The 23,523-nt window shown below is 40.9% G+C and carries 20 protein-coding genes; 16 read left to right on the top strand and 4 right to left on the bottom strand.

The annotated features are described in order from the left end of the window. Positions 1 to 67: 67 nt before the first annotated feature. The gene (locus ACLL8Z_RS03160) at positions 68 to 448 is read left to right on the top strand and encodes a PadR family transcriptional regulator (protein WP_411273303.1); all 381 of its coding nucleotides are present in this window, start codon (positions 68 to 70) and stop codon (positions 446 to 448) included. Then, a complete protein-coding gene (locus ACLL8Z_RS03155; protein ID WP_411273302.1) occupies positions 441 to 2,009 on the top strand; it encodes a PspC domain-containing protein in 1,569 nt (522 codons plus the stop codon). Before ACLL8Z_RS03160 ends, ACLL8Z_RS03155 begins: the two co-directional genes overlap by 8 nt. A gap of 28 nt (positions 2,010 to 2,037) precedes the next feature. On the opposite strand, the gene ACLL8Z_RS03150 is transcribed toward ACLL8Z_RS03155, so the two are convergent. Further along, positions 2,038 to 4,542, bottom strand: a complete 2,505-nt coding sequence (locus ACLL8Z_RS03150; protein ID WP_411273301.1) for a M14 metallopeptidase family protein — start codon at positions 4,540 to 4,542, stop codon at positions 2,038 to 2,040. A 130-nt stretch (positions 4,543 to 4,672) separates the two neighbouring features. Here ACLL8Z_RS03150 and ACLL8Z_RS03145 point away from each other — a divergent pair, with 130 nt between their 5' ends. The 3 genes from ACLL8Z_RS03145 (at position 4,673) to ACLL8Z_RS03135 (ending at position 8,511) form a co-directional block, all read left to right on the top strand. Then, entirely contained in the window at positions 4,673 to 5,980 is a 1,308-nt protein-coding gene (locus ACLL8Z_RS03145; RefSeq protein ID WP_411273300.1) for a UDP-N-acetylmuramoyl-tripeptide--D-alanyl-D-alanine ligase, read from the top strand. Positions 5,981 to 6,049: 69 nt separating this feature from the next. After that, the gene (locus ACLL8Z_RS03140; protein WP_411273299.1) at positions 6,050 to 7,882 is read left to right on the top strand and encodes a 7TM diverse intracellular signaling domain-containing protein; all 1,833 of its coding nucleotides are present in this window, start codon (positions 6,050 to 6,052) and stop codon (positions 7,880 to 7,882) included. Then, positions 7,876 to 8,511, top strand: coding sequence for a response regulator (locus ACLL8Z_RS03135; RefSeq protein ID WP_411273298.1), 636 nt, complete (start codon positions 7,876 to 7,878; stop codon positions 8,509 to 8,511). Before ACLL8Z_RS03140 ends, ACLL8Z_RS03135 begins: the two co-directional genes overlap by 7 nt. A 198-nt stretch (positions 8,512 to 8,709) precedes the next feature. Here ACLL8Z_RS03135 and ACLL8Z_RS03130 read toward each other — a convergent pair whose 3' ends face one another. The 3 genes from ACLL8Z_RS03130 to ACLL8Z_RS03120 are packed head-to-tail and all read right to left on the bottom strand — an operon-like array spanning position 8,710 to position 11,715. Continuing rightward, a complete protein-coding gene (locus tag ACLL8Z_RS03130; RefSeq protein WP_411273297.1) occupies positions 8,710 to 9,186 on the bottom strand; it encodes a gliding motility lipoprotein GldH in 477 nt (158 codons plus the stop codon). A 1-nt stretch (position 9,187) separates the two neighbouring features. Continuing rightward, positions 9,188 to 10,567, bottom strand: coding sequence for a stage 0 sporulation family protein (locus tag ACLL8Z_RS03125; RefSeq protein WP_411273296.1), 1,380 nt, complete (start codon positions 10,565 to 10,567; stop codon positions 9,188 to 9,190). Positions 10,568 to 10,569: 2 nt separating this feature from the next. After that, positions 10,570 to 11,715, bottom strand: a complete 1,146-nt coding sequence (locus ACLL8Z_RS03120) for an ATP-binding protein (protein WP_411273295.1) — start codon at positions 11,713 to 11,715, stop codon at positions 10,570 to 10,572. A 199-nt stretch (positions 11,716 to 11,914) separates the two neighbouring features. On the opposite strand from ACLL8Z_RS03120, the gene ruvX reads away from it, so the two are divergent. The 11 genes from ruvX to ACLL8Z_RS03065 form a co-directional block, all read left to right on the top strand. Next, positions 11,915 to 12,331, top strand: coding sequence for a Holliday junction resolvase RuvX (gene ruvX / locus ACLL8Z_RS03115; RefSeq protein WP_411273294.1), 417 nt, complete (start codon positions 11,915 to 11,917; stop codon positions 12,329 to 12,331). 39 nt (positions 12,332 to 12,370) lie between these two features. After that, on the top strand, positions 12,371 to 13,006 hold the full coding sequence (locus ACLL8Z_RS03110; RefSeq protein WP_411273293.1) for an O-methyltransferase: 636 nt from the start codon (positions 12,371 to 12,373) through the stop codon (positions 13,004 to 13,006). Between the two features lie 47 nt (positions 13,007 to 13,053). Next, positions 13,054 to 13,728 carry a glucosaminidase domain-containing protein gene (locus ACLL8Z_RS03105; RefSeq protein WP_411273292.1) on the top strand — a complete coding sequence of 225 codons (675 nt, stop codon included), beginning with the start codon at positions 13,054 to 13,056 and terminating at the stop codon, positions 13,726 to 13,728. A 76-nt stretch (positions 13,729 to 13,804) separates the two neighbouring features. Next, positions 13,805 to 14,638 (top strand): glucosaminidase domain-containing protein, encoded by an 834-nt coding sequence (locus ACLL8Z_RS03100; protein WP_411273291.1) that lies wholly within the window; start codon positions 13,805 to 13,807, stop codon positions 14,636 to 14,638. Between the two features lie 263 nt (positions 14,639 to 14,901). Further along, the gene (locus ACLL8Z_RS03095) at positions 14,902 to 15,633 is read left to right on the top strand and encodes a hypothetical protein (RefSeq protein WP_411273290.1); all 732 of its coding nucleotides are present in this window, start codon (positions 14,902 to 14,904) and stop codon (positions 15,631 to 15,633) included. 373 nt (positions 15,634 to 16,006) lie between these two features. Then, entirely contained in the window at positions 16,007 to 17,011 is a 1,005-nt protein-coding gene (locus tag ACLL8Z_RS03090) for a DUF3078 domain-containing protein (protein ID WP_411273289.1), read from the top strand. Positions 17,012 to 17,291: 280 nt separating this feature from the next. Beyond that, positions 17,292 to 18,632 (top strand): signal recognition particle protein, encoded by a 1,341-nt coding sequence (gene ffh, locus ACLL8Z_RS03085; RefSeq protein ID WP_411273288.1) that lies wholly within the window; start codon positions 17,292 to 17,294, stop codon positions 18,630 to 18,632. Positions 18,633 to 18,982: 350 nt separating this feature from the next. Continuing rightward, positions 18,983 to 20,191 (top strand): asparagine synthetase B, encoded by a 1,209-nt coding sequence (locus tag ACLL8Z_RS03080; RefSeq protein ID WP_411273287.1) that lies wholly within the window; start codon positions 18,983 to 18,985, stop codon positions 20,189 to 20,191. A 262-nt stretch (positions 20,192 to 20,453) separates the two neighbouring features. Beyond that, complete coding sequence (locus ACLL8Z_RS03075; RefSeq protein WP_411273286.1) at positions 20,454 to 20,741, top strand: hypothetical protein; 288 nt, start codon at positions 20,454 to 20,456, stop codon at positions 20,739 to 20,741. Between the two features lie 454 nt (positions 20,742 to 21,195). Then, entirely contained in the window at positions 21,196 to 21,768 is a 573-nt protein-coding gene (locus ACLL8Z_RS03070; protein WP_411273285.1) for a hypothetical protein, read from the top strand. Between the two features lie 459 nt (positions 21,769 to 22,227). Continuing rightward, the coding region (locus ACLL8Z_RS03065) for a YifB family Mg chelatase-like AAA ATPase (protein ID WP_411273284.1) at positions 22,228 to 23,523 on the top strand (1,296 nt) is incomplete at its 3' end.

Below are 23,523 nucleotides of genomic sequence, written 5' to 3'. Positions count from 1 at the left end.
GGCATTTTATAATTTAATATATTACTATGTATTGCATAATACCAAACAAAGCATATATCTTTGTATTATGATAGTGGAGAACACACAAATCCAAATGAGGAAGGGAATACTGGAATATTGTATTCTTTCAATTATTTCCCGAGGGGAGATATATGCTTCAGACATTATTGCAGAATTGAAGAATGCAAACTTACTGGTGGTTGAAGGGACCTTATACCCGCTTTTGACACGATTAAAAAATAATGGGCTATTGACTTATAATTGGCAGGAATCAACCTCGGGGCCACCCAGAAAATATTACATACTATCTCCGGCAGGAACTGAAGTACTGAAGCGCCTGGATATTACCTGGGAAGAACTCTCCTATTCCGTAAACACATCATTGAAGAATCGGAATAATAATAGCTCAAATAAAACCTCTGACCAAACCAACCAAGATCATGAATAAGACTATAATCATAAATATAAACGGCATTGTCTTCCATATAGAGGAGAATGCGTACGAGGTTTTGAGGAGCTATATGACGGAAGTGAAAAGGCATTTTGCATATTCATCTGATAGCGAAGAAATTGTTACGGATATAGAAAACCGTCTGGCTGAGATGTTCAACGAAAGACTTGTTTCTGATCAAAAACAAGTAATTGTACTGGCCGATGTACAATTCGTGACGGGAACAATGGGAAATGTAAATGAATTTGACATCGACGATGAAGATGAAGATAAATTCCCGAAGTCGGGCAGGAAGCTTTTCCGCGATGCTGACGATAAAATTTTAGGAGGCGTCTGCGCGGGTTTGGGTCACTTCTTTAGTGTGGAACCGCGCTGGATGCGACTACTCTCTATAATTCTAATTTTTATGGGAGGAATAGGATTGCCAGTATATATCATTCTGTGGGTAATTATACCCGCAGCAGTAACCCGGGCCGATAAAATGGCGATGAAGGGTGAATCCATCAATATCCAGAATTTTAAGAAAAATTTTGATGAAGAAGTTGAAGGATTGAAAGGGGGCTTTCAGCGTGCACACAATGAGGCAAGGCCGTTGATTTATCAGATTGGGAAGTTCATAGTCGTACTTGCTACACTGTTTATCAAATTTATTGTAGCAGTTGTTGCCTTCGCAGGAATTCTGGCAATGATTTCATTATTTATTGGACTAATAGTATTTCTTGGTTTCTGGAATAGCAACGAGATAAACACTTTTCCATTTACGATTGTAAATCCTGGGCACAAATCCGTGTTATCAGTTAGCGCTTTTATAATATTCTTTATACCAATTGCTGCGCTCGTGTTATTCGCTTTGAGGGTGCTGGTAAAAAAAATCGCAGTATCGAAAACAGTTTATTTCACTATGTTAATGGTTTGGATTGGAGGACTTGTATTGGGTGTGTTTCATGCTTCAAAAATAGCTTCCGAATTTAATGAGGAAGCTGAATTCTCTATAACCACTCCCCTAACCCCCTCGCCAGTTTATTATTTGAAGGTTAACACAGTTCAGTATCTAACCAAAGAAGATAGCGTTCGCTACAAAATAGATCAAACCAACTTCAAAGGAACTTTAATAAGGAGGGACAATAATTTTAACGAGCCGACGAGTGTAAGAATTCTGATAGTCAAGGGCGATGTCGATAAACCGACACTTGTACAGGAATTTAGCGCAAAAGGCTCCGATTTCGAACAAGCTTTGAGTACGGCCCGTCGTGTGAATCACAGGTTTACCCTGCAAGATTCTCTTTTGACATTTGACTCTAAAACATACCTGGAAAGAGGTGAATTATGGCGTGACCAATCGGTAACTCTTGTGTTGCGAATCCCGGTGAACACTATTGTGATGATTGATAGATCGGTAGGCCATTATTTGAGTGATTATTACATATGGGAGTGTGAGCCTGATGACGCTGGCCCGGATTATGTATCCAAATGGAAAATGACAAATGAAGGTTTAAAGTGTCAGTATGATAAGCTTGCCGATTTAAAAAATGATTCGACATCTGTAATCATAAGATAAATGAACAGGCCGGCGACCCCGGCCCTTTTTAATGTCCAACCATAAAGACCGCATTACTAAAAAGCAACTTTCCGTTTTCCCAAAAGCTCCGGAATAATGGATCATCAGCAAGGTAAACTACAGATCCGCTGCCTATGTCCTCAACTCCGAATAACATACCGTCAACTAGTTTTTTCTTCGCCTGAGCACCTACAAAACCGGTCACATAATTATCTTTCTTTAAAACTCCAACGTTCCATCCGGAACTTAGATACTGGTATACTTTATCATCAAGCTTCAAGGTATAGTAGTAACCTGGAAATCCAAAGCCCAGAGGATGAGTACTATCTAAATCTACCTTGTATATTGCTCCCGGAATATTAGCCCCAACTCTTTCTCTTTCCCGGTTCTCGTAGATCTTCAAATCCTCATAGGGATTGAGGTCCTTTTCGTTCTTTTTAGGTTCCTCTTTATATTTAAGATCAAAACCCTTTTTACCAGCCAGCTGAGAAACTGCCCCTTCCATAACTATCAATTTGCCGCCGCCTCGAATCCACTGCTGTATTTTTTCATTTCCAGGATCTGAATAATTTCCATCAGGAAATATGATCACATCAAACTCATTTAAGTTCACCCTCTGCAGATCTTCAGCACGAACAACACTTAATGGATACTTGATCTGCTGTTCGAAAAAATGCCACACCTCTCCGAAGGAAAGAGAGGAAGAAGATTCGCCGGTTATTGCCATTATCCTGGGCTTACGAATAAACCTGACCTTATCAGAACCCAGATCCGCACCCTTATCAACGTATGCCGAGGCAATAGCCTGTAGTGTAATACCAGAACTAGCAGCCAGGCTCTTTATTATTTGGCCAAATCCCTCACCAAAACCATCATTACTGGTACGGGCAATAATCAGCGAGCCAGCATTAAAGCGCTTGCCGCCGGTTTCAAAAGGCACCTCCGAATATCTTACCTTTATATTGTATTTTAATAATTGAGCCAGAAATTTAACATCAGAAAGTGAATTCCAGTTCGCGATATAGGCCACGGGGTTAGAGATTTCGGTTGCTTCAGCCGTGACCTCTGGTAAAACGGCTGAAAGAGATTTAAGATTCTCCGAAGTGGCATAAGCAGGCAATCCAAACGCATAAGGTAAGGACCATGCAGTAATATCATAGGTCGCGGAATCAGACACGAAGGTTTTCGGTTCAAATAAAACCTTAAGCAACACTGATTTAGGCTGGTATGCGCTGATCACCATATCGTTTTTCTCAACCTTAAAATTCTCTTTTTTGCCTGTAAAGTAATTAAAACCGCTTGCACCTTTAGCAGAACCGTAGCCAACTTCAATCCCGTTCCTTTGGAGCATTGTTGAAAGGGCTTTAAGCTTTTCAGTATTCTCACCTTTGATAACATATGTTTTATATTCTCCGGGAGGATTGGTTTTACTAGCGTCGAAATAGCTTTTAAACTCAGCAATTGCTTTCGAGGCGTTCTGCGATACAGCCTCCACAGTAGATAAGCCGGTAGTATAATGATGATCAATCCGCGCTTTCAAAGTCAGTGTGTCCCCTTCTGAATTGACGATCGCCAATCCTGCCCGGCCCGAACCGCCTTGCTCGTAGGTCATACCTACAGATCCATTATAAATAGGATAGGTATCCCCGTAAGAGGGGTATAGAAGATCAAAACGTTCGCGGGTAAAGTACATCCAGCCATTCTTATCAAAATAGCGTGCATTGTTTTTGCCGATTATGGTCTGAAATTCCCGCTGCCATTTACTGATATCCTGGTGGTAGGGTTCTGCTGCGGGAGCAAAATAGTAGGGTTCGTTAACACCTTGCTCATGAAAATCAACATGAACTTGCGGGAGCCATTTGTTATAGACTAGCATTCTCTGCTGAGTTTCAACTTGGGACTGCCACGCCCAATCCCGGTTTAAGTCGAAGTAGTAATGATTTGCACGACCACCCGGCCATGGCTCAAAATGTTCGCGTGATGATGGAAACGCATCAGGAACCAAATTTCGAACGGGGTTGTAAAAATTAACATATCGTTCGCGGCCATCAGGATTTAAACAAGGGTCGAGGATAACAACAGTGTTTTTTAACCACAACTGGCTGCGCTGATTTGAAGGGTCGAGAAGGTCATAAATGGTCTGTAACGAAGCCTCGGTAGAAACTGCCTCATTTCCGTGAACGTTATAGCTTAGCCAAACAATGGCAGGCTGCCCTGGGGTTGGAATCTCATTACTTATACCTGCGAGCCTTAGGTTGTTCTTCCGGATATCTTCAAGCTTCCCAATATTTTCAGCTGAGGCAACAGTGGCCAACAAAAGCGGGCGTCCCTCATTGGTTTTTCCATATTCATTCAGCTTAATGTTACTGGAGGCCGTAGTTAAATATCGATAATAATCAACGACGCGGTGATGTGGGGTAAATTGTTCCCCGAGCTTGTAGCCCAGAAATTCAGCAGGTGTTTGTATCTTTTGAGCTTTCAGTGTTAAACATTCTGTGCAGATCAGAAATAAAATGGTCAGGAACTTATTCATAGATTTGATAAAGCAATAAGCGGGGAAACAATGTATCGAAATATCAACGAATCTACACAACCTTCGCTCAAAATACCAAATTGTTAAATCTATAAACAGGAAAAATTTTTAATATTACACACATATTCTTATGAAGACAGAGGATCTCTACCAGTTCTACTTAAAACATCGGGTCATTTGCACCGATACTAGAAAAATATCAGAATCGTGCCTGTTCTTTGCGCTTAAAGGTGAAAATTTTGATGCCAACGAATTCGCTTCCCAGGCTATCAAGGGGGGAGCAGCCTATGCCGTCGTGGATGATGAACGGTATGCGGTTAGCGACAGATATCTGCTTGTCGAAGATGTTTTAAGTACGCTTCAAGACCTATCTGCGTTTCATCGCCGGCAATTAAAAATACCTGTAATTGGCATCACCGGATCAAATGGCAAAACCACTACTAAGGAACTGATTAAATCGGTCTTATCGCAACATTGCAGAACATATGCTACTGAAGGTAATCTCAATAATCATATCGGGGTTCCCTTAACGTTACTCGCAATAACTGAAGACTACGATATTGCAATTATCGAGATGGGCGCTAATCACCAAAAAGAGATCGCATTCCTTTGTAGTTTGGCACAACCCGGGTATGGTTTGATCACTAATGTAGGAAAGGCGCATTTAGAAGGGTTTGGGGGCGTAGAAGGGGTTAAGATTGGGAAAGGAGAGCTATATGAATACCTCGCAGAAACTAATGGAACGGTGTTTATAAACACTGATAATCCTACGTTGGTGGATATGAGTCGTGATCGTGAAGTAAGAAATGTTGTTGATTATGGAAAAGGAGCAACGAATTATATTTCCGGAGGCTTGACCGAAGTTTCTCCTTACCTTACTGTCGAATGGCAATTGAAAAGCCAGGAAGATGAGGCGATATTTACGGCAGAATCAAATCTACCTGGATTATACAACTTTGAAAACATCCTCGCCGCCATCTGCATCGGCAATTTTTTTAAGCTTAGCCCCCTCCAGGTTAATCTGGGAGTAAAAGCTTATATACCCCTTAATAACAGGTCTCAAATCTTAAAAACTGAAAAAAATACGATTATTTGTGACTATTACAATGCCAATCCCAGCAGCATGATGGCAGCGCTGGACAACCTTGAAACAGTGCCTGCAGAACACAAAGTTATTATACTTGGTGACATGTTCGAATTAGGACTGGATTCCCCAATGGAGCATCGTTTGATATTGGAAAAAGTCATGGAAACCTCTGCAAACCGGAAAATATTTATTGGTGAAGAATTTTATAAGCTGAACAGTAAATCAGGTGAATTTTACAAAACTACTTCTGATGCTTTTCTGGCGCTTCAGGAAACGCCCCCGACTCACTCAACCATTTTATTAAAGGGGTCAAGAGGGATGAAGCTGGAATCCCTGATTACTAATTTTTAACAAGATCCAATATTGGTATATAGTAACGTATAGTACTACTTAACAAGATTACATGTGTTTATTTCATATATGATTCGGTATCTAAGCATCCTGTTAATAGTTATTTTTTCCGATGCCTCAGCTGCATCAAACATCTATATCTACGAAGACAAGGGAAACGCCTTAAATTCTGAACAGGTTCTGGAAGTCTTTAATCAGGGGAAGTTTAAGAAGCTGTCAGATGAATCTTTTAATCCCGGGTTTACACAATCGGTTTTTTGGCTAATCATTAGGTCTGGTCCTGAAAACTTAGATCACAAACTTGTTATTGGAAACGCACATATTAATAAAATCGAATTTTACATATCCGACAGGAATAAACCTCAAATAAAATACCTCACCGGGGACCATTTTCCATTTAAGCAACGCCCTATTAACAATCGCCTTTTCATCTTTCCTCTTGATGCAGACTATCAATCTATATATCTTATCAAAATAGATAAGCGCGCTGAATCCTTGCAGCTCAATGTGCAAATCTTGAATTCTGAGCAGCTATTTCAGAAGTCGACAAAGGAAAATTTAATCGCTGGAATACTGTGGGGTATTATTATACTAGTGATAGTTTTTGTGTGTTTTATGTATATTACTGTCAGAGAAAAATTATACCTGCACTATTTACTATATCTTTTGATCGCAACTTTATGGATTGCAGCTGATAAGGGATATGGTTATCAATTCTTATGGTTCGAATTTCCTGATTTTGCAAATCGAGCAAGGCCAGTCTTCAATACACTTCTAAATATTACGATTATCCAGTTGATGCAATCATTCGTCAGTCAAGCCAGGGAAAGCGCTTTTTACAAGCCTCTTCATATCACAAAAATTGCTTCTTTCATATTAGCCTTATGCTTTTTGATCTTGCCTACTGTATTGCATTCCTTCTCATACTGGTTCCTGGGGAGTTTATTGATTTTAGGAGCCTTAACTGTAATCCTCATTTCATTAAGTTTAGCGGAGCAAATTGTAAAGAGAAACAGAGCCGCATGGTTTTATTTGATTTCCATATTTATGCTAATGGTATTTTCAGTTGCGGAGCTAATCATTCACAGCGGTAAGGCGAACAATGAATTGTATTATTTGTCCAATTTTGGAATCCAAACCGGCCTTGTTATTGAAATTATCATCCTTAATTTCGGGTTAGCTCATCGTTTTAATTCCTACAAAAACGACAAAGAAACGCTTCTGATTGAGGTTAACAAAAGACAAAATGAATTGACTGAACGTATAATAACAACGCAGGAAACAGAGCGAAGAAAAATTGCTGATCAGCTGCATGATGATGTGGGTTCTATGCTTTCGCTAGCAATCCTTCAAATCTCTACAGTTATAGATAAAGATAAATCTCAGGATAATTCAAACATAAATCTTGAAAAATCGATGAAAGTCCTGTGTTCAGTTTCAGATACCATTCGTAATATGAGTCATACATTAACTCCTTTAGCTATTGAAAAATATGGTTTTAAAAACGCTATTATCGATTTAGCGACAAGCATTAACCTGACGAACAAAATCCATGTTGAATATGTTATTCTTGGATTTGAAAACACAGAAAATTATACCTCCAACTTTCTAAATGACATGTACAGGGTAGTTCAAGAATTACTCAATAATATGATGAAGCACTCTGAGGCCTCGCATTGCCTTATTCAACTAATCGAGCATGACGATGCTTTATCTATTTTAATAGAAGATAATGGTAAAGGACTTAAGAATGATCAGCTAAAAACCAAAAGTGGATTGGGTCTAAATAATATAAAATCAAGAGTGGAATATTTTAAGGGACAAATTGAATTTACGGAAAAAGCGGAAGGCGGAACTTTAATAAATATTGAAATCCCTCTAAATATTGTTGAAGAATGCTAAAACTTATTATTGCTGAAGATCACCAGCTTTTAATAGAGGGTCTGATTTCAATACTTTCAGAAGTGGAGGGATTGACTTTGTTAAAACCTGTAAATGATGGCAAACAGCTCATCAACAGTCTGCGTTCTAATCCCGCAGATATAATTTTACTGGACCTCAACATGCCAAATATGGATGGAATTAAAACGCTGGAGGTGCTGAAACGGGAATTTTGCAATATCAAGGTTATCGTATTAACTAATTATAATCAGCCACAGCTTGTTGATAAAATTAAGAAACTGGGGGCTGACGGCTATATCTTAAAAAGCAGTGCTTCTACCATATTAAAAGAAGCTATATCCAAGGTTGCCGTGGGAGGATCATATTTTGAGCAGTCGCTAGAGTCAGAAATTGATAGCAATCACTATTTTATTGATGATTTCATGAAGAAATTTCAGCTTACACGACGTGAAGTAGAAATTATAAGAATGATTGAGAAGGAGCTTACCAGTAAAGAGATTGGCGACAATCTCTTTATCAGCGAATTTACAGTGGGAACCCACAGGAAAAATATTATGAGAAAATTGGATGTTAAGAATATTGCTGGTTTAATGAAAATAGCACAACAATTTGGAATTGAAGGTGCCTGATTAATTAAGCTCAATCTTTTAATAAGCTTTTCCTGTATCTCTGCAAGAAAAAAACTACCAGCCCACATCCAATCGAGAAAAAGTATAAAGGATGTTTTACGTCTAGCAGAAGTACAGACGATATACTAAATATGATCAGGAAGATAGATAGAAAGGTAAAATATCTACTAGTTATAAAACGCTTAAACTGTTCCATCACTAGTTGACTTTTTCAACCCTTAAACCAGCATCTGAAATATTATTCAACGGGTTATCGCGCATATTTTGCTCAAGTTCAATTACATATTTTCCTTTCAATGGGAATTTAAATTTTTCTTTAAAAGGAATTTGAAAGCTATAGAGATCCCCCGAACCGCTTCCCAGCCACTCACCATCAGGAAGCGCTACTTTGAACTCTTTTCGCTCTGTCGTTTTCTTTCCGTCCGGTCCAACAATATGTATAAGCAGAAAAATATTTGAGTATTTATATCTGGATGTCAAACGCAGATTCACATATAAATTATACGCCAGGTCGGGGTTTTCGATGATAACGGGAATCTGAACTTTTTCTGTATAGCTCCAGTTATGACCTGCAATCTCAAAATTATCGTCAGCAACAGTTTGAGTATCCTGGCAGGAAGCAAGGCCCGATACAGCTAAAATAAAGAGCAGAAGTATTGATTTCCTGAATTTCATCTTACTCTGCAGGCCGTTCGCGATTATTATTATTTCTATAATTCTTTCTTCTCTTATTATTTCGATTTTGCGCAGGAGTACGTTCACCATCCGGCTGAGCGATAGCTCCGCCTTCCGGCCTCGGCGTCTGCTGCGGATTGACTGGTCTGGGCTGTGGATTGATCGGTCTGGGCTGACTTTGCTGAACTTGTTGTGGCCGCTGGGGATTCTCACCGCTCACTGGTTCAATAGAGTTTAAGCTTTTAGGCCTGGGCTTTTTGTTCCGGTTGTTCTTTTTGTTCCGGTTATTTTTATTATCCAGACGAGTTAAACTATCCTGTCCGACAACATTCTCATAATCAAGTATTTTATCAGGAATGACTTTACTTGATTCGACTTCAATTTTTAAATACTCAGGTTTGATACCTTCCCGGTTGAGCTTTTGAACTTCTTTTACCCGTGCAATGTCCAAAGCAATCCAATTCTCATCGTTAGGATAACTGAACCACATGAGCTTTTTGAAGATATCAGTTTTCTGATGCCGCACCGTCCCGGTCAGTGTTTCAAGTCGCTCCACGTTGTCTGGAATATCTTTAAGAGCGTCCATGTAGGTATCAAGCTCATAGTTAAGACAACATTTAAGCTTGCCGCATTGTCCGGCTAGCTTCAAGGTGTTTAAAGAAAGATTCTGGTACCTCGCTGCAGAAGTGGAAACGGTTTTAAAATCTGTTAACCAGGTTGAACAACAAAGTTCACGTCCGCAGGAACCGATTCCACCCAAACGGCTCGCTTCCTGGCGCATACCTATCTGACGCATCTCGATGCGGATACGGAAAGTTTCTGCCATCTTTTTAATGAGCTCTCTAAAATCCACACGCCCTTCGGCAGTATAATAAAATGTAGCCTTCGTACGATCACCCTGGTAATCTACGTCGCTTAATTTCATTGCTAAACCTAGTTCCTTTGCCAGAACCCTGGATTTATGCATGGTTTCGAACTCCAGATCTTTAGAGATTTTCCATTTATCGACATCGGCAGGACTTGCCTTTCTGTATATTTTTTTAACGACATCTTCGGTGCGTACATGCCGTTTTTTAAGCTGCATTCTTACCAGTTCACCCGTGAGAGATACATGGCCGATATCATAACCACCTGTTGTAGTCTCCACCGCAACAAGTTCACCCGCTTCCAGGTAAAGATTTTCTGTATTTAAAAAGAACTCCTTTCTTGAGCCCTTGAACTTAATTTCTATAATATTGAATGGCTTATAATTCGACGGCATGTCCATATGCGACAGCCAATCATAAACATCAAGCTTACTGCAGCCATTAGTAAGACAGGAGCCATTACTCTTGCAACCGGCAGGGGCACATCCCCCTGTTGAACAACTTCCACAACCCATAACTAAGTCAGTATATTTTGAGTCCCCGCAGGGAGCGTATTAAACTTTAAAATTTTAACGAATTGTAAAGATACATCTAAAAATAAAATTTTTGGATTTGCATTTCGTTCGATATGGTAATGGGCTTTATCCATCTCATTCATAAGCGCCTCCGCTTTTGCAAAATTCAGATGCTTAGTAAAATTATTTACAAAGTCAAGTTCTGCAGATGGTAAATGTACCAGTTCATTAGCATCAGAAAGAACCATTATACATTCGCGGATAAGGCTAATACCATATTTCAGCAGGTTTTTCTGACTCTCCCGGCCAATTTTTGATACTTGCTCTACAAATTCGAAGATGAACGGTCCTCTGTCTGCAAAAGTCATCCGCATCCATCCGGAGAACAGTCGGAAGTTGTCATTATCGTCCTCCTCCAGAAAGTTCAGGGCAGCAGTTAAATTTCCTTCACTTAAATATGCAGTCTGTGCGGCTTTTGATTCGCTGATATCATTCGTCCTTAGCAAATGATCGCGGATTTCCGCCTGGCTAAGTGCCGGTATTTTCACTAATTGGGTCCGTGAAATGATCGTATTCAATAACTGATCCTGGTTTTGAGCAACGAGTATGATTAGTGTTTTCTCTGCTGGTTCCTCCAAAGTTTTGAGGAGTCGGTTTCCCTCGTTCTTTAAATATTCGGGAAGCCAGATGATCATTGCCTTATATTCCGACTCGAAAGGCTTCAGAGAAAGCCTGTGCAAAATGTTCATACATTCTGCTTTGTTTATATTGGGCTGCTTGTTCTGAGCATCTAAGCGTTCACGCCATTCATCCAGATTAAAGTAAGGATTTCTCAGCACCAGATTCCGCCATTCTTCCAGATCGGGCATGCCGTCTTCTTTTTCTCCGCCCCTGAAAAAAGGATATGAAAAATGCAGATCGGGATGAATGAGTTTAGTGTATTTTCTGCAAGAAGAACAAACTCCGCAGCTATCCTTCTCTAAGCGATCGGTACACGATATAAATTGGGCATAAGCTAAAGCAAGGGCAAAATTTCCTGAGCCTTCAGGCCCTAGAAAAAGCTGTGCATGACTGACCCGGTTCTCAGCAACAGTCCTGATTAAATGCTCCTTTACTTCCTTCTGACCTACGATTTCACTAAACTGCATCGTGCAAAATAAGAAAAGAAGTGTCCTCAGTAAAATTTTTTGCGGAATGTGTAAAATATTGTGCTGTAGCGGCGTATAATATCGTGAACAAGACCCTTCAGGTGAATGAACAACTTGTGGTACCACCAAGTTGCAGTAAAAGGTTGTTTTAAGAATAGGCTTACATTGGTATATTTGTAAATTAACCCCTCATAACTTCATGCGGATCTTAGCTTTTGATTATGGAACCAAACGGATTGGCATAGCTGTAACAGATCCGCTGCAAATCATCGCCACAGGTTTAGATACCATTCATCCCAAGGATATAGTCGAATACTTAAAAAATTATCTCTCCAGGGAAAACGTGGAACTTTTTGTAGTTGGCGAGCCGCTGCAAATGGATGGAACTCCTTCACAATCTACTCCCCATATTAAAGGTTTTATTACGATACTTACCAAGCAATTCCCTGAAATACCGGTTGAACGTATCGATGAACGTTTCACTTCTAAAATGGCTTCAGCTGTAGTAGCTCAAAGTGGCTTGAAGCGTTCAGACAGACAAAACAAGGCCCGTTTAGACACGATTTCTGCAACGATTATACTGCAGTCTTATCTAGAGAAAAGAAGCTATCAGTAGGAAAATCAGGGCTTCGGGAGGAATGCGTACCTTTGCACTATGGAATTTATCAGTGAAGGCCTAAAAAACTACCTGTTAAAATACTGCGATCCCGAAGACGAGCTTCTTAAGACAATAGACCGGGAGACAAACCTTAAAGTTTCAATGCCCCGCATGTTGTCGGGACACTACCAGGGCCGGGTACTTAGTATGCTCAGTAATATGGTTCGACCCTCGTGCATTCTTGAGATAGGGACATTCACAGGCTATGCTACGTTATGCCTTGCTGAAGGACTAACAGAAAATGGATCAATCCATACGATTGATGTAAACGCGGAACTCGAGGATATGGTAAGGGCTAATTTCAGCAGATCGACTTTCCATGATAAGATCATATATCATTTGGGTGATGCGATCAGAATAATCCCCGAAATAGAAGAAGTTTTCGACATCGTATTTATCGATGCCGATAAAAAAAATAATGGCGCATACTACAGTCTGGCGATCGATAAATTAAGATCGGGTGGAATTATTATCGTGGACAATGTGCTATGGAGTGGAAAAGTTCTTGAAAGAAAAACAGACCAGAATACAGCAATAATTGCTAATTTTAATAAAATGGTGACTGAGGATCACAGGGTTGATAAACTAATACTCCCTGTACGCGATGGGTTGTTTATTATAAGAAAACGATAAAACAAGCGTTCTTCTTTAGTTTATTCAAAAACTTAAAGCATCAAATCATGAAACATTTATGTATTCTGCTATTTATTTGTTTGAGTTCAACTGTTAAAGCACAAACCAGCGCACGCGAGTATATTGAGAAGTACAAGGATCTTGCAATAAGCCACATGAACGACCAGGGTGTCCCTGCAAGTGTAATACTAGCCATCTCTATGCATGAATCGGCTAACGGGAACAGTAAGCTCGCAAAATACCTGAACAATTATTTCGGCATAAAAGGCAAAAATACAAGCACAGATATAAAGTCTTCATACCGCGGGTACGAATCTGCTGAAGACTCTTATCGCGATTTTATGGGCGCCATGCATAGAAATAGAAAGTTTAAAGCGCTATTTGACAAGTATTCTAGTTACGACTATTACAACTGGGTTAAGGGGATTGAGAACGGCGGCTATGCAGCGAGTAAACAATGGGCTACCCGTGTGCTTGAGATCATCAAAAAATATCGGCTATATGAACTTGATGCCCGGCCGGAAGGTGCTGAGGTAAATCCTTTGAATTTAGCATCCGAACCACATAAACCCGCGAAATCTGCACTTTCTGTCTACATAGTTAGAAAAGGTGATTCTCTAAATGCCATCGCAAAGAAGTTTAGCACGAGCGTTAAAAACTTAATGATTAGAAATTCATTGGCAAACAGTAAGTTGGCCATCGGACAAAAATTGGTACTGTAAATCAAAATAGCAAAGAAAAAGTTTAAGAAAGATCTGAAATTATTGAATTTAGCCAGTGCATTACTAACAGTTTTAAATGAAGATATTCCTAATACCCTCAATAGTCTTAATATCAATCTTAAGTGCCTGCAATACCCGTAAGGTTACAGTTTCAAAACCTGCTCCTCCTGCTACCCAGGCATCAAAACCAATTAAAACCATAAGCGGAAACACGCTGGTTAATAAATACACTGCCGAAGCTTACATTGAAAGATTTAAAGCTATTGCTATCAAGGAGATGAACAGTTACGGCATTCCTGCAAGCATTACTCTTGCACAGGGATTGCTTGAATCGGGTAATGGCAACAGTAGCCTGGCCCGCGATGCTAACAATCATTTTGGTATTAAATGCACTTCCGAATGGAAAGGCAAAACTATTTTGAAAGACGATGATCAGGTAAATGATTGCTTCAGGGTTTACAGCAGCCCGGAGGAATCTTTTCGCGACCACTCAGAATTTCTAAAACGTAAGCGTTATGCTTCATTATTCGAGCTCAACAAAGACGATTATCAGGGTTGGGCAAGCGGGTTAAAAGAAGCAGGCTATGCAACTAACCCCCGTTATGCGGAATTGCTGATAACATTGGTAGACCGCTATGATCTCAGCAAATATGATCGTAAAGAAGGTTATTTGGAAAAGATCAAACGTGAGGACAAGGTTTTGACTGAAATAGTGCAGAATATTCCCGAGGAAAAGAAGCAGGAAACATCCAAAGCACCGGTAGAAATGAAGATTTACGAAGTTAAACAAGGTGATACCATGTATTCTATTGCAAAACGCTTCTCCATTACTATAGATGATCTTAAAATTCTGAACGATCTCGGAACCTCCGATGTCAAATTGGGCCAGTTATTGCTTGTTTCAAAATGAGAGCCAAGTATCAAGAATCAAGACTTAAAGCTCGATAATTGAACAGTTATCTTATATTGAAATGCAAAACGCAGCGACTAGAACTACTAAAACCCTTTCTCAATTACCAACAACCGCATCTTGATACTAGATCCCTGCCTACCGGCAGGCAGGCTTGATACCTGATACTTGCTCTCAAACGTTAAAATTGTTAAATCCAAACCTACACATAACAGAAACCCGTAAGTTTATTGAAATTGAGAAAAGCTGTTTACATACTATTTATGTTTTTCATCTCTGCAGGCAAGCTGATCGCTCAGGATCAAGGTTTTCAGGGTATTGTGTTTGATATGGACAGCAAGCAGCGCTTAACCCGTGTTTATATTTATAACACCCGAACCGGCGAAGGATTCTATAATACTACCAAAGGAGAGTTTAAAACCACGGCCCGAACGGGCGATGTGCTTGTCGCTGCCCTGCAGGGATATGGTGTAGATACTATCAGTATTAAATCAGAAAAAACACTTCTATTCTATTTACGGAGAAATAGTATCCAGCTTCAGGAAGTTGTTGTGCGTGATAGCCTGAAAACGCCTGCCGAACAGCTTAAACAATCGCAGGAAGAGTATAATACCATTTATACTAAGGGTGCCGTTAAAGATGTATTCACAACCGGCGGCAGTAATGGAGGTGGTGGGGCAGGTTTAAGCATCAACGCGATATATAATCTTTTAAGTAAAGAAGGTAAAAACGCGCGGATGTTGCAAAAAATTATTGAACGTGATTATCGCGATGCTATGATCGAATATCGGTTTACAAGAACTCTTCTCAATAATGTAACGGGTTTAAGCGGTGCCAAGCTCATTGATTTTAAACAGCAATATAAACCAGGTTATTACTTTATCCTTGAGGCAAATGATTACGAGTTAATAAAATATATACAAAAGTCGTATCTAAGCTATCTCGGAAACCCCGGGACTTACCGGCTTGGGCCTCTAAAGGGTAATGAACAATGAAATTTCCGGTTGTTCATCTGTCATTTCTTCCGGCAGCAGGAATGGCAATATTCCCTTTTATTTTTATTAAGTATAATGGTCTGAAGAATAATAAACAGATCATCAATCATGAACTTATACACATCAGACAGCAAATCGAGTTATTGGTCATACCTTTTTATATTATCTATATACTCCACTATCTCGTTAATCTCCTTTGGTATAGAAATCATGCCCAGGCTTACAGAAATATAGTTTTTGAGCGAGAAGCTTATATTAATGATTCCGACTTAATGTATTTAAAAACGCGTAGATTTTACTCCTGGATAGGATATTTCCAATCATAAATCCTTAAAAATATTAGAAAGAGGCCTTTTTTCGTTTTATTTGCAAAATGCTTATCCGCTGCTTGATCCTTTTGTTTTTTATCATTTATCAATGCCACGAAGCGAGCGGACAGGAATCTAAAAACCAATCAGATACCACCATCCTGAAAGATCTTAAGGAGTATCCCCGAAGAAATACACTACCTGTGCGACGGCCGGTAATTTTTCCTGAAATTGTCAAGCTTCCTGAGCCTGATAGTTTAAAATTAAGTATTAATTACTGGCGAACATGGACTTCATTAGGGTTAAACGTAAACCAGGCTTCCTTCAGCGAAAATTGGGGTGGAGGTGGCGTGAATTCCCTGGCCTTTGGAGGACAATATTCATACAAAACAGACTATACCAAGGGTGATAAAAACTTTGTTTCGGAAGTTTTACTGCAATATGGAAAACTAAAGAACAAAGACCAGCTCTCACGTAAAACTGCCGACCGGATATTCTGGGATAATAAGGTTGCTCTTAAATTATCAAAGAACTGGTATTTTTTCGGCTCTTTGAATTTTGAATCGCAATTCGATAGAGGTTTTTCTTTCACCAAAAATGCGCAGGGAAATGAGATCAGGACCCTTCTCTCCAGATTTATGGCGCCGGGATATCTAACGGAATCAATAGGTTTCGAGTACAAACCTGTAAAATATTTTTTTATACGGATCGGTACAGGAACGGCAAGGCAAACTTTCGTTATTGACACAAACTTATATAGAACGAATCCTAAAAATTTCGGGGTTAAACCTGGAAAAAACTTCAGAAACGAACTTGCATTCCAGGTTGTTGCGGCAATTGATAAGGACATAGCTGAAAACCTAAATCTCAAAAGCAGATATACGATGTTCGCAAACTACGAAAAGCTCAAAAGCATAGATAACCGGCTTGATGTCACGCTAACGGCACGAGTGAATAGAATGATCAACGTATCCCTTGCAGGCATAGTTCTTTATGACGATGATACAGCAGATGAAATTCAGGCAAGTCAGGCACTTTCTCTCGGCCTGGTCTATAAATTTCCACGATAATCAGGTCTTTTTCTTAAGCTGAAGGTAAGAGATCATACAATATTTTAAGGCAGTACACAGCAGGCAGGCTAAAAGTAGTCCTGATTTCAGTAATTGGCTTAGTTTAGTTTTCAGTAATATTAGATGCAAAAAGTGTAAATACGTTGCAACATTTCGTTAAAAGGTGTTAAACGGTGTTAAATTTTGGAAAATGCCTGGACACTTCGGGGCAGTAAAGAGAAGTGGTGAGAAGGAATTTGTTCGAAAACATTAACTTTGCGCCAGCTAAAAGCTGATTAAGATGTTTGAAAATTTACAGGATAAACTGGACAGGGCCTTCAAGGTATTAAAGGGGCAGGGAAGCATTACCGAGATAAACGTGGCGGAAACCATGAAAGAGATTAGAAAAGCTCTTCTGGATGCCGATGTTAATTATAAAACTGCCAAAGCTTTTACAGATGAAGTCAGGGAAAAGGCTTTAGGACTGAATGTTCTAACCTCTGTGTCGCCCGGACAGCTCCTCACGAAACTAATGAATGATGAGCTGGCAAACCTGATGGGTGGAACCGTTGAGGAACTGAACATCACAGCCAACCCAACAATTATTTTAATCGCCGGACTTAACGGTGCGGGTAAAACTACATTTTCCGGGAAGCTTGCTAATTTTCTTGCAACACAGAAAGGTAAAAAACCTCTTTTAGTTGCCGGGGATATATACCGCCCTGCCGCTATAGATCAGCTGGAAGTTTTAGGCGGGCAAATTAACGTTCCGGTTTATGCTGATCGTGGTTCGAAAGATCCTGTAGAAATTGCAAGGGCTGGTATCGCGGAAGCGAAAAAGAATGGTCAAAACGTCGTCATCATTGATACGGCCGGTCGCCTGGCAATAGATGAGGGAATGATGAATGAGATCGCCGAGGTGAAATCAAGCACCAATCCTCACGAAATTCTGTTTGTTGTCGATGCAATGACTGGGCAGGATGCTGTTAATACCGCTAAAGCGTTCAATGACCGGCTTGATTTCACGGGTGTTGTATTAACAAAACTTGATGGCGATACCCGTGGCGGTGCAGCACTTTCAATTAAATCAGTCGTCAATAAGCCTATAAAATTTATAGGTACGGGCGAAAAAATGGAAGCCCTCGACGTGTTCTATCCAGACCGTATGGCTTCCCGGATCCTGGGAATGGGTGATGTGGTTTCTTTGGTTGAACGCGCGCAAATGCAGTTCGACGAAAAGGAAGCCGCCGAGCTTCAGAAAAAAATCCGCAAAAATAAATTTGACTTTAACGATTTCCTCAGCCAGATCCAGCAAATTAAAAAGATGGGTAATATGAAGGATCTGATGGGAATGATACCCGGTGTCGGTAAAGCTCTTAAAGACGTTGATATTGATGACAATGCATTTACCCCCATCGAGTCCATCATCCGTTCGATGACTCCCCACGAGCGCGAAAATCCTGACTCCATCAACCAGAGCCGCCGAAGCAGAATTGCAAACGGCTCGGGAACAAACATTGCGGAAGTGAACAAGCTGATTAAACAATTTGAAGACATGCGTAAAGTGATGAAGCAATTCTCGAATCCAGCTGCTGCTGCAAAAATGATGAAGGGAATGCCGAAAATGCCGTTCGGAAAGTAGGGCTACAAAACATCGTGTTGCATTTTTACCGCAGAGGTCGCGGAGTTTTTCGCGGAGAACGCAGAGAAAAGACGGTTCACTCTTTTTACAACACTGCTATCCGACTTCCCTCTGCGTTCTCCGCGCGTACTTTGCTTCCTCTGCGGTTAAATTTCCGACCAGGTACGAGCCTTCGTAAATTCCCATCCCTACAACAATATTACACTCCACATCAATTTCCAGCATATTTTTCCCTCCTTTTATTCATAGCTTTATACTAACGCTATGATTAAGAAATGGTTAAACACTATTTGACAGCTATTTTTCTGCTTCTGTCGCTGTTCTCCCGGTCAGCTTCAATACTCATACCTATGGACGAGACCCAGAAAAATCATCTCAAATCTTATGGCATTGCGTACTGGACACTAAAAAAAGATGTGTCCGTCGACTGGCTTCTAAATTACCGTGGCGGAAGTTTTCTAATCAAATACGCCCAGCCTATCGAAAATGAGTGTCGTGTGCGCGGGATATCCTACGAAGTTATTACTGATGGCCAGGTAAATGCAATTCTGACAGAGATTGCAAGCCCTGAAATAAACATGGAAATGGTCAAGCTTGAGACCGCTGCGAAAATCGCTGTTTATTCGCCCAATAATGTTTTTACTACTAAGGACTACACCGATGCGGTACAGCTGGCACTCGAATATGCGGAAATTCCCTATGATATTATTTATGATGATGAAGTTCTGAAGGGCGATCTTTCCAAATATGAATGGCTGCATCTCCATCATGAAGATTTTACGGGCCAATTCGGACTTTCAGGGCAAAGGCAATCACCGGAAGACATTAATATCCAGAAATCTATAGCTACCAGACATGGCTATTCCAAGGTTTCGCAGATGAAGCTTACTGTGGCTAAGAACATCAGCAAGTTCGTAAGCGGCGGCGGCTATTTGTTTGCCATGTGTTCTGCTGGCGAAACACTTGATGTTGCCCTGGCTGCTGAAGGTATCGATATCGTTGAAAGTAATTACGATGGTGATGGATCTGATCCCGGGGCTCAATCCAAACTTGATTTTAATAAAACGCTCGCTTTTGGCAATTTCATTTTAAAACCTGATTATCGCGGCTTCTCCAATATCAATGCCGGCAGGTATGCAAATCCCGAAAATGATTTTTTTACCCTATTCAGCTATTCCGCAAAATGGGACCTGGTTCCTTCTATGCTTACGCAAAATCATGAATTCGTGATCAAAGGGTTTAACGGACAGACCACAGCTTTCAATGAGAGTACGGTAAGATCGCAGGTGTTGGTGATGGGTGAAACGAAAGTGGCGGGAGTGGCGCGATATATCCATGGTGAATTAGGCAATGGACAATGGACTTACTATGGCGGGCACGACCCGGAAGGCGACATTGGACGTGGCGGAGGTGGTTCCCGCAATAACGGGGTCCGGATGCTTACTAACCCCGCCGACAGAAAGCGTGACCTAAGTCTTACTCCAAATTCGCCCGGATACCGTTTGATCCTGAATAACGTGTTATTTCCGTCTGCTAAAAAGAAAAAGCAAAAGACCTGAATACATCCCCAAAGGTTCGAAGCGTGAAGTATATCGACCTTTCCTGAAGCCATGAAGGGAAATCTTAATTCCTATTCCCCCTATTTCTATCTACTCTTATGGAACAAATAATGATGTTCAATCGAATGCTTACGCTGGAGTCTCATATATAAAAAACTTCGAAAATTCAAGGAAACTCAGTGTAGGCCTGACTAAAAATGTCGGTTTTGGCGGAATTGCTTATGGTCGCCTTTCTGCCCGAAGGCCCGACCGAAGCGTCTATATGAGCGGGTTTAATTCTATTACCAATTCGCTCGCATTAAAAATACAGTATAGTTATGATCTCCGAAAAAGTACCCGACCCGTTCCGGCAGATGATGGAAAGATTCGGCAGGCCTTATTCCTGGAAGCACTGGGCAGTGGCGGTCTGTACTCAGTCAACTATGACCGTCGATTTAAACTGGGTAATCATGGGCTGGGTGCCAGAATCGGAGTTGGCGGAGGTTGGCTATATTCCACTGAGGAGACTGAAGGTGCGAGGTATGTTTCCTTTCCCATACTGCTAAATTAGATTGCAGGCAAAAGCCGAAGCGGATTTGAAGCGGGAGTAGGGCTTACAACTAACGTAGCACCAACCAAGCCTGTAGGCGACCCAGGATTGTTAGCTTATGGCGTAGCGAACTTAGGTTACCGCCTTCAACCGCTGAAAAATGGTTTCATGATGCGTGCTACCTGGGCCCCAACTTTTGATAAAGACGGATTATATGGGAAATGGGCTGGACTTTCTTTTGGGTATAGTTTTTAATAATACCATTCCCTTATTCCTTGGTCAGTTTGCTTTCACGACACTTTTCTACCTCGGCTTCCATGCGTTCTCCTTGTGTCATTACTTATATTTTTAGCAAAGAAAGCAACTAGAACGCTTAAAGGCAATTTGGGGTTGGTCGGACGGTTTCTCTGCACGGACTAACTTTCTTTTTGGACTAAGGCACAATGTCGGTATTAAATCAATTTCAGATGGCAGCATGTATGTTAATTTATACGGAGAGCGCTCCGATGGTACATTTTCTGTTCGCTCAAATTATATTGGTCTAGACTTGCAGCTTAGGTATTTGGCAAAGAAATCCAATATGGGGTATAGTCGTCCAATTCCAGTAGCTTCAGACAATCAGGATTTTAGGCGGTCTATTTTTGTTGAATTTCTTGGAAATAGTCCCTTGTTGTCTTTGAATTATGATATGATGCTGAAACGGCATCATAACGACGGTTTTGGAGTTCGGGCAGGTTTTGGTCTTGGTGAGTACATAAATTCAGATTATGCTCAAATGCCCAACTATCTTTCCATACCAATCGGGGTAACTTACAATATTGGTCCAAAGCGTCATGCTTTGGAAGTAGGTATTGGTTATACCGCCCAATTCCTAAGCTCCCCCATTCCTGAAAAACTTCCATCCCGATCATCTGGAAATCTTAACATTGGATATCGTTTTCAGCCACTTAAAGATGGATTACTTTTCAGGCTTTATTGGGCGCCATATCATAGAAAGCAAGTCTTCACTGATTGGGCAGGTGTATCATTGGGATATAGCTTTGAGTAACTTTAGTATGAAACGGCTTTCTAGTACAATAAATGGCCAAATGAATACGGCTTTAATCCCAATGAAATATCTTAAAGAAGCCGGTAATAACAGTATTCTTTAATACTTTTCATGACCGATAAGCTGTTTACTATCTTTTCAAATACCTTCTTTTCTGGGCAAAACAGACTTCTAACCGCATCTATAGGTTATCCCGTCTATTATCATTACTCCTTGTACACAAATTTCATCTTGACTCTCAACAAGTTTAAGGAAAACGGCATAAACGTATATATTCCCCACAAATCCATTTATTCCGTTCCTGCCTTTACTTAGTTCATCGTACAGATAATTGAGTTCCATAATTAATTCAAAAAATATGGAAACTTAAAAAGTATGGTGGTACCGCTCCCTCATTATTACGCTCTTTTAACCGTACCGGCCTGAGCATTTTGTAAATTAGATTTCTACCTCTGTATCATGCCAGTAAAGACCTACGGAAGCGCCGTTTTCGGGATTGAAGCCATTACCATCACAATGGAAGTTAATATGAGCGGCGGCACGAAATATTTTATTGTTGGTTTGCCGGACAATGCTGTACGGGAAAGCCTTTTCCGGATTGAAAGTGCGCTCAATAACTCTGGTTATAAGATGCCGCGCCGGAAGATCGTGGTGAACCTTGCCCCGGCAGATATTCGCAAAGAGGGTTCGTCTTACGATCTGCCCATTGCAATGGGCATTCTTGCGGAGTCAAGCCAGATCACACGGGAGAAGCTCAAAGAATTCCTGATAATGGGTGAAGTATCATTAGACGGAGGCCTTCAGCCTATAAAAGGCGCACTTCCCATTGCCATACAAGGTAAACGTGACGGTTTCAAGGGTTTGATCCTCCCAAAGGTGAACGCGCGCGAAGCTGCTATAGTGGATAATTTTGAAGTATATGGAGTGGAAAATCTCTATGAGGTAATTGAGTTCTTTACTGGTAAACGATCCCTGGAGCGAACCATAGTAGATACCAAACAGGAATTTCTTCACAACATAAGCAATTATGAAAGTGACTTTTCTGACGTGAGGGGGCAGGAAAATATCAAACGTGCCCTGGAAATCGCAGCAGCAGGGGGACATAATGTAATACTCATTGGTCCGCCCGGAGCTGGCAAAACAATGCTGGCGAAACGCTTACCGACTATACTGCCGCCCTTAAATTTATACGAAGCCCTAGACACCACCAAGATCCATTCTGTAGCCGGAAAGCTCTCTGCATCGGAATCGATAATGACAGTCAGGCCATTCAGGTCGCCGCATCATACAATCTCGGATGTAGCGCTCGTTGGTGGGGGAACTAATCCGCAGCCCGGAGAGATATCACTTGCCCATAATGGGGTTCTTTTCCTGGATGAACTCCCGGAATTCAAACGGACAGTACTTGAAGTGATGCGTCAGCCGCTGGAGGAGCGCCGGGTGACCATCTCGAGGGCAAAATCGACAATTGATTATCCAGCAAGTTTTATGCTGGTAGCTTCGATGAACCCCTGCCCATGCGGCTTTTACAACCATCCCGAAAGGGATTGTATCTGCGCTCCAGGTGTTGTTCAACGGTACCTGAGTAAGATCTCAGGCCCTCTGCTCGACCGCATCGATCTGCATGTAGAAGTTACGCCGGTAAACTTCAGCGAACTCTCCTCTGATCGTCCTGCTGAAAAAAGCAAAGCTATCAGGGAACGGGTAAGTGCAGGGCGGGAAATACAGATTGCACGATTCGAAGAAATACAAGAT

Origin of the sequence: Daejeonella sp. (genome assembly GCF_046590655.1) — a bacterium.
In the GTDB taxonomy this organism is placed as follows: Bacteria; Bacteroidota; Bacteroidia; order Sphingobacteriales; family Sphingobacteriaceae; genus Daejeonella.
This window is presented reverse-complemented; position numbering and strand designations above follow the sequence as displayed.

Coding starts and splice junctions, on each gene's coding strand:
- ACLL8Z_RS03160 (WP_411273303.1), top strand. CDS start 68: ATGATAGTGGAGAACACACAAATCCAAATGAGGAAGGGAATACTGGAA.
- ACLL8Z_RS03155 (WP_411273302.1), top strand. CDS start 441: ATGAATAAGACTATAATCATAAATATAAACGGCATTGTCTTCCATATA.
- ACLL8Z_RS03150 (WP_411273301.1), bottom strand. CDS start 4,542: ATGAATAAGTTCCTGACCATTTTATTTCTGATCTGCACAGAATGTTTA.
- ACLL8Z_RS03145 (WP_411273300.1), top strand. CDS start 4,673: ATGAAGACAGAGGATCTCTACCAGTTCTACTTAAAACATCGGGTCATT.
- ACLL8Z_RS03140 (WP_411273299.1), top strand. CDS start 6,050: ATGATTCGGTATCTAAGCATCCTGTTAATAGTTATTTTTTCCGATGCC.
- ACLL8Z_RS03135 (WP_411273298.1), top strand. CDS start 7,876: ATGCTAAAACTTATTATTGCTGAAGATCACCAGCTTTTAATAGAGGGT.
- ACLL8Z_RS03130 (WP_411273297.1), bottom strand. CDS start 9,186: ATGAAATTCAGGAAATCAATACTTCTGCTCTTTATTTTAGCTGTATCG.
- ACLL8Z_RS03125 (WP_411273296.1), bottom strand. CDS start 10,567: ATGGGTTGTGGAAGTTGTTCAACAGGGGGATGTGCCCCTGCCGGTTGC.
- ACLL8Z_RS03120 (WP_411273295.1), bottom strand. CDS start 11,715: ATGCAGTTTAGTGAAATCGTAGGTCAGAAGGAAGTAAAGGAGCATTTA.
- ruvX (WP_411273294.1), top strand. CDS start 11,915: ATGCGGATCTTAGCTTTTGATTATGGAACCAAACGGATTGGCATAGCT.
- ACLL8Z_RS03110 (WP_411273293.1), top strand. CDS start 12,371: ATGGAATTTATCAGTGAAGGCCTAAAAAACTACCTGTTAAAATACTGC.
- ACLL8Z_RS03105 (WP_411273292.1), top strand. CDS start 13,054: ATGAAACATTTATGTATTCTGCTATTTATTTGTTTGAGTTCAACTGTT.
- ACLL8Z_RS03100 (WP_411273291.1), top strand. CDS start 13,805: ATGAAGATATTCCTAATACCCTCAATAGTCTTAATATCAATCTTAAGT.
- ACLL8Z_RS03095 (WP_411273290.1), top strand. CDS start 14,902: ATGTTTTTCATCTCTGCAGGCAAGCTGATCGCTCAGGATCAAGGTTTT.
- ACLL8Z_RS03090 (WP_411273289.1), top strand. CDS start 16,007: ATGCTTATCCGCTGCTTGATCCTTTTGTTTTTTATCATTTATCAATGC.
- ffh (WP_411273288.1), top strand. CDS start 17,292: ATGTTTGAAAATTTACAGGATAAACTGGACAGGGCCTTCAAGGTATTA.
- ACLL8Z_RS03080 (WP_411273287.1), top strand. CDS start 18,983: ATGGACGAGACCCAGAAAAATCATCTCAAATCTTATGGCATTGCGTAC.
- ACLL8Z_RS03075 (WP_411273286.1), top strand. CDS start 20,454: ATGAGCGGGTTTAATTCTATTACCAATTCGCTCGCATTAAAAATACAG.
- ACLL8Z_RS03070 (WP_411273285.1), top strand. CDS start 21,196: ATGTATGTTAATTTATACGGAGAGCGCTCCGATGGTACATTTTCTGTT.